Raw genomic sequence first — 4,889 nt, 5'->3', positions numbered from 1 at the left:
TCCGGCCCGGAACTCCGGATCAAAACGGCGTCTCGTGGTTCCTGCCACGACCAAACCTCTCTTGGTTCGGTCTCCACGTTACGAGGGGAAGCCCAATCCAGGCGCCGCCCGGTCGGCGCGCTCCCCGGCTGCATGATCTGAGGCATACGTTCACCGTCGCGACGATGCTGGACTGGTATCGCGACGGCGGGAACGTGCAGGCCCGGCTCCCGCTACTGTCCACCTGGCTCGGCCATGTCGACCCGAAATCGACCTACTGGTACCTCCAGGCCGTCCCCGAACTCCTCGCCCTTGCAGCAGGCAGGCTCGAGCAGGCCGACGGGCAGGCGGCCCGATGACCGACCTTGCCCCCATCCTGCAGGGATTCTTCACCGACCGGCTGGCCCGGCAGAAGAAGGCCAGTCCGAACACGGTCGCGGCCTACCGCGACACGTGCCGACTCCTGCTGTCCTTCGCACAGGCCAAGACCGGGAAGGCAGCCAGCAGACTCAGCCTCGCGGACCTGGACGCCACGATGATCGGCGCGTTCCTGCAGCACCTGGAAGATGACCGAGGCAACGGCAGTGCCACCCGCAACGCCCGGCTGGCCGCGATCCACTCACTGTTCCGCTATGCGGCCCCGCGGGCGCCCGAGCACGCCGCCGTGATCAGCCAGGTCCTGGCCATCCCGCCCCGCCGGCGCGAGCGCGCCATCGTCAACTACCTCACCCCCGGGGAAACCGACGCCCTGCTCGCTGCCCCCGACCGCAAGACCTGGCACGGCCGCCGCGACCACGCCCTGCTCCTGCTCGCCGTTCAGACCGGCCTGCGGGTATCGGAGCTCACCGCACTCACCTGCCAGGACGCGCACCTGGGCACCGGCCCGCACGTCCGCTGCCACGGCAAGGGACGCAAAGACAGGGCAACCCCGCTGACCAGCCAGGTCGCCAGGGCGCTGAAAACCTGGCTCGCCGAACTCGGCCCCAGCCCCGGACCCGGCCTGCCGCTCTTCCCGACCCGGCCCGGCGGACGGCTCTCCCGTGACGCCGTCGAGCGGCTCGTCACCAAGCACGCAACCGCAGCCGCGGACAGCTGCCCGTCGATCAAGGAGAAGAACATCACCCCGCACACGCTCAGGCACACCGCCGCCATGTCACTCCTGCGGGCCGGAGTCGATACCTCGGTCATCGCCCTCTGGCTCGGCCACCAGGACGCCGAGACCACCCAGATCTATCTCCACGCCGACATGAGCATCAAGGAACAGGCCCTCGCCCGTGTCCAGCTACCGGGCACCAGCCCCGGACGCTACCGCCCGCCCGACACCCTGCTCGCGTTCCTCGACACCCTCTAACCACCGCCAGGAACAACCAGGTTATGCCGATCCAGGAACGGCGAACCGCCCGCTGACCAGGGAATCCGACAGCCGGGTCGGCATAACCCGGGCCTCGGCATAATGCGATGATTTCGTGGTGCTCGTGCGTGGTGGCCGAGAAGATGTCGAGGCACTGCGTGAGGAGATCACGCGGGTTCTCGTCCCGCTGGGTCTTCGGCTGTCACCGGCCAAGACCCGGATCGTCACATGAGCGAGGCGTTCGAGTTCTTGGGCTTCCGCATCCAGTGGCGCCGCAAGTACGGAACGGACCAGTGGCACGTCTATACCTTCATCGCAGACCGGCCCTTCCGGTCGGTGAAGGACAAGATCCGTGCTCTGACGAACAGGACGTCACAGCTGAACCCCAGGTTCGCGCTGACCAGGATCAATCAGACCCTGCGTGGATGGACGAACTACTTCAAGCACGCAGTCTGCAAACACACCCTCTCCGACCTGGCCAGATTCGTCTGGTGGCGGGTGACCCGGTGGCTTATGCAGTTGCACCGCTGGAGGTGGACCGACGTTCGCAAGGCTTTCACCGGCCCCAGCGGCCGGTGGAAACCGATCAGCGTGGACGGTATCGAGCTGTTCAACCCCGAGAAGGTCCCGGTCACCCGGTACCGGTATCGCGGCAGCACGATCCCCCGACCCTGGCCCGTCTGACGGCAGACACCGTGGAGCGCCCGTTGCCGAGAGATCGGCACGGCGGGTGCGGCGAGCGGCCTGGGAAAACGGACCGGGAGCAACCCCGGCACCGCGCTCCAGGCCGACTCGACTCATTCGGCGTGCCGGGACGCCCGAAGTGCTGGGCGATGCGCGCCCCGGCCATGAACGTCCTGGTCGCTGAGGAGGTCATCTGCGGCCCGTTGTCCGAGACGGCCAGCAGCACCGGGAAAGCGTCGTGGCCGGGCACCTGCCCGCCACGCAGTTCGGCCAAGAACCCCTCGTCATCGAGAAGATGAGCCTTGCCCAGCATCTCCAGAGCGCGCGTGTAGGCGACCTCGACCTGCGTAGAGGTCTCCTCCGGAGAGACCACAGTGGCCAGCCAGTACCGTGACACCACGTCCAGGACCGCGATCGCGCACCAGGACGGCAGCCCGCGAAAGTGCGTGAAGTCATAGATCGTGATCACGCCTGGCACCAGCTCGGCCCACTCGGGCCACGCCCGGCGTGGCCGTCGCTCACGCGCGGGCCGCTCGGCAACGCTGATCCCGGCGGCCTGCAGCACCCGCAGCACCGTCGATTCCGAGGCGTAGAACGCCTCCAGCCGCGACCCACGATGGGCGAGCTTGCGATGGGAACGGTCGATGCCCAGCCACTCCTCGGCGATCTTCACGATTGCCTCGCGTTCCCACGGCAGCAGCGCGTGCAGCGCGATCTCCGGGCCCGGCTTCGCATCGTCCAAGCAGCCCACCACGGCGCGGGCCTGCCAGCGCAGCACCCGCACGTGATCCAGCCCCAGCAGCGCGGACGAGCGGCGGGTCGACCAACCGCCCTCACGCGCCGCGTGCGCGACAAGCTCCAGCAGACCGGCCTTGACGGACGCGTCGACTCGCGGCGGGACCAGGCCGGCCTTCAGCCCCAAAGCGATTTTCCCTGGTGCAGATGGAGCGCGACGGCCTGCTCGGTCACCGTCGCACGCAACCGCTCGATCTCCCTGTGAGCCGCCTCCAACTCGACGGCCTCGGGGCTCTTGCCCGGACGACCCGACGTCGAAGCACCGGCCAGAGCGTCCAGCGCGCCCTGCTTGGCGGTCTTGCAGATGACGTTGACCGTCATCCGGTTCACACCGTACTTCTCGGCCGCCTCGCCCTGGGTGGACTGGCCAGTGAGTACCTCGACGAACACCTGGTACTTCACCGACGGGGCGAGCAACGTCCGCTTGCCCGGCCTACCCGTACGGGCCTGGGACGACTTGGGATCCTGCTGTGGTCCTGCCACCTGCTTCAACCTCTTCCACGGAGTGATCAAACTACCCGCGGCTGATAGGTGTTTCGGACCGGAACTGGTTCATTGACTCTGACGCGGAAGGGGTCCACGTTCAAGACTGGCCGGACCTGCCAGTACAAAATTCTCTGCTCGATATCAGCCGTGGCCGGGCCCCTGATTCCAAGCGCGAAAGCGGCCCCCACCTTCTGTTGAATTCTCGCTCGGCCTTGCTGTTGTCCGGCGGCTGCCTGACTCCATGCCTCCTGCGCGGCGAGGTTGGCCTCGGCGACAGCAGCATCGGCCTGCTCGCGGGTCTGCCGGAGCTGCTCTACGGCTTCCTCTCGGGCGGCGCTCACCCGCTCGTCGGCGCCGCGCTGCGCGATCCCGGCACCCCAGAACTGTCGGTGCCGGGTGCTTGGGTGGGAGCATGCGTTATGGCATCGACGTCGCGATCCTCGGTGACCTCGCGGAGCCGGCACACCTGGTCACCCTCGCCCAGGAGGCCGAGGCCGCCGGGTGGGACGCGTGCTGGTGTGGGACAACCTGGCCTTCACCTGGGGCATGCCATCGGCCGACCCGTGGGTGACGCTGGCCGCGGCGGCGCAGGCGACCTCGCGCATCAAGCTGGGCACGGCAGTGACGGCCGTGGCCCGGCACCGCCCGGAAATGCTGGCCCAGACGGTGGCGACGCTCGACAGGCTGAGCAGCGGTCGCGCGATCCTGGGCGCCGGGCTGGGCGGCGTGCGGCAGGAGTTCACCGCCTTCGGCTCAACACGTCCCGGCGGGGTTGTGCTCGACGAGGCGCTCGACGTGATGGTCGCGCTCTGGTCCGGCGAGGAAGTGCACCACCGGGGCACTCATTACACCGTCGACGGGGTACGGCTCGCGCCGCTGCCGCTCCAGCGGCCCGGGGTGCCGGTGTGGGTCGGCGGGACGGCTCCGGGTGCGCTTCGGCGTGCCGCACGCTGGGACGGCTGGATCGTCGCCGGCGACGACCGGGAGGGCCGCATGACGCTTTCACCCGACTCTCTGGCCGCCCAGGCCAGTGAGCTGCGCCGGTCCCGGGCAACCGCGGGCGACTTCGAGGTGGTGGTCATCGGGGTGAGCGAGCCAGGTTCGTCGGTCCGGGCCTACGCCGACGCGGGCGCCACGTGGTGGCTGGAGCACCTCCACAGCTACCGGGGGTCGATGGAATGGCTGGTGCGGCGCGTTAAGGCGGGCCCGCCCGTGTGAAGCACCTGCGGTGCGTGGTTCAGGACAGTTCGATGCACAAGGCGGGCTCCATATGGGTCGAGTTGCCTCGCCCTGCCGCCGCAGACACAGCAGCAAACGAACACACGCGGATCCGAAAGGGGGCCTGCGACGAGGCGCTACCGTTCCGCACGAGAGAACGTGCCCCATGGAGGGATTCCGTACGTGACCAACGTGCCTGACAACCCATAGATATTGGTCAGGCACGTTCGGACACGCCAACATGCCTTACGTGCCTGACCGCTGAGAGCCACCCAAGATAACGGTTTGATCATCGAGAAGGTGGCGGGCAGATCGCTGGCCGCCGAGTTCGCCCGCCGGCTGTTCGAACCGCTCGGGATGAGCCGTTCGTACCTGC

At 68.3% G+C, this 4,889-nt stretch carries 6 protein-coding genes; 4 read left to right on the top strand and 2 right to left on the bottom strand.

Features of this window, described 5'->3' with window-relative positions; genetic code table 11:
• Positions 1 to 164 precede the first annotated feature (164 nt).
• The 3 genes from ACZ6S0_RS52865 (at position 165) to ACZ6S0_RS52855 (ending at position 2,014) form a co-directional block, all read left to right on the top strand.
• Positions 165 to 338 carry a hypothetical protein gene (locus ACZ6S0_RS52865; RefSeq protein WP_465928744.1) on the top strand — a complete coding sequence of 58 codons (174 nt, stop codon included), beginning with the start codon at positions 165 to 167 and terminating at the stop codon, positions 336 to 338.
• Complete coding sequence (locus tag ACZ6S0_RS52860; protein WP_465928742.1) at positions 335 to 1,330, top strand: tyrosine-type recombinase/integrase; 996 nt, start codon at positions 335 to 337, stop codon at positions 1,328 to 1,330. The genes ACZ6S0_RS52865 and ACZ6S0_RS52860 overlap by 4 nt, the downstream gene beginning before the upstream one ends.
• A 228-nt stretch (positions 1,331 to 1,558) precedes the next feature.
• Entirely contained in the window at positions 1,559 to 2,014 is a 456-nt protein-coding gene (locus ACZ6S0_RS52855; RefSeq protein WP_465928740.1) for a group II intron maturase-specific domain-containing protein, read from the top strand.
• Here the strand turns inward: ACZ6S0_RS52855 and ACZ6S0_RS52850 are convergent.
• Together ACZ6S0_RS52850 and ACZ6S0_RS52845 are read right to left on the bottom strand one after the other, a co-directional pair.
• The gene (locus ACZ6S0_RS52850; RefSeq protein ID WP_465928738.1) at positions 1,962 to 2,936 is read right to left on the bottom strand and encodes a DDE-type integrase/transposase/recombinase; all 975 of its coding nucleotides are present in this window, start codon (positions 2,934 to 2,936) and stop codon (positions 1,962 to 1,964) included. The two genes, ACZ6S0_RS52855 and ACZ6S0_RS52850, sit on opposite strands and share 53 nt — an antisense overlap.
• Entirely contained in the window at positions 2,927 to 3,292 is a 366-nt protein-coding gene (locus ACZ6S0_RS52845; protein ID WP_465928736.1) for a hypothetical protein, read from the bottom strand. Before ACZ6S0_RS52845 ends, ACZ6S0_RS52850 begins: the two co-directional genes overlap by 10 nt.
• Positions 3,293 to 3,796: 504 nt before the next feature.
• Here ACZ6S0_RS52845 and ACZ6S0_RS52840 point away from each other — a divergent pair.
• The gene (locus ACZ6S0_RS52840) at positions 3,797 to 4,513 is read left to right on the top strand and encodes an LLM class flavin-dependent oxidoreductase (protein WP_465928734.1); all 717 of its coding nucleotides are present in this window, start codon (positions 3,797 to 3,799) and stop codon (positions 4,511 to 4,513) included.
• Positions 4,514 to 4,889: the final 376 nt, after the last annotated feature.

It is taken from the genome of Nonomuraea sp. NPDC051298 (assembly GCF_055586305.1).
Note: the sequence above shows the minus strand (reverse complement) of the source record. Positions and strands in the feature narration are given on the sequence as shown.

Bases quoted from the DNA above. Each gene is read 5' to 3' on its own strand.
- ACZ6S0_RS52865 (WP_465928744.1), top strand. From the start codon at position 165: ATGCTGGACTGGTATCGCGACGGCGGGAACGTGCAGGCCCGGCTCCCG.
- ACZ6S0_RS52860 (WP_465928742.1), top strand. From the start codon at position 335: ATGACCGACCTTGCCCCCATCCTGCAGGGATTCTTCACCGACCGGCTG.
- ACZ6S0_RS52855 (WP_465928740.1), top strand. From the start codon at position 1,559: ATGAGCGAGGCGTTCGAGTTCTTGGGCTTCCGCATCCAGTGGCGCCGC.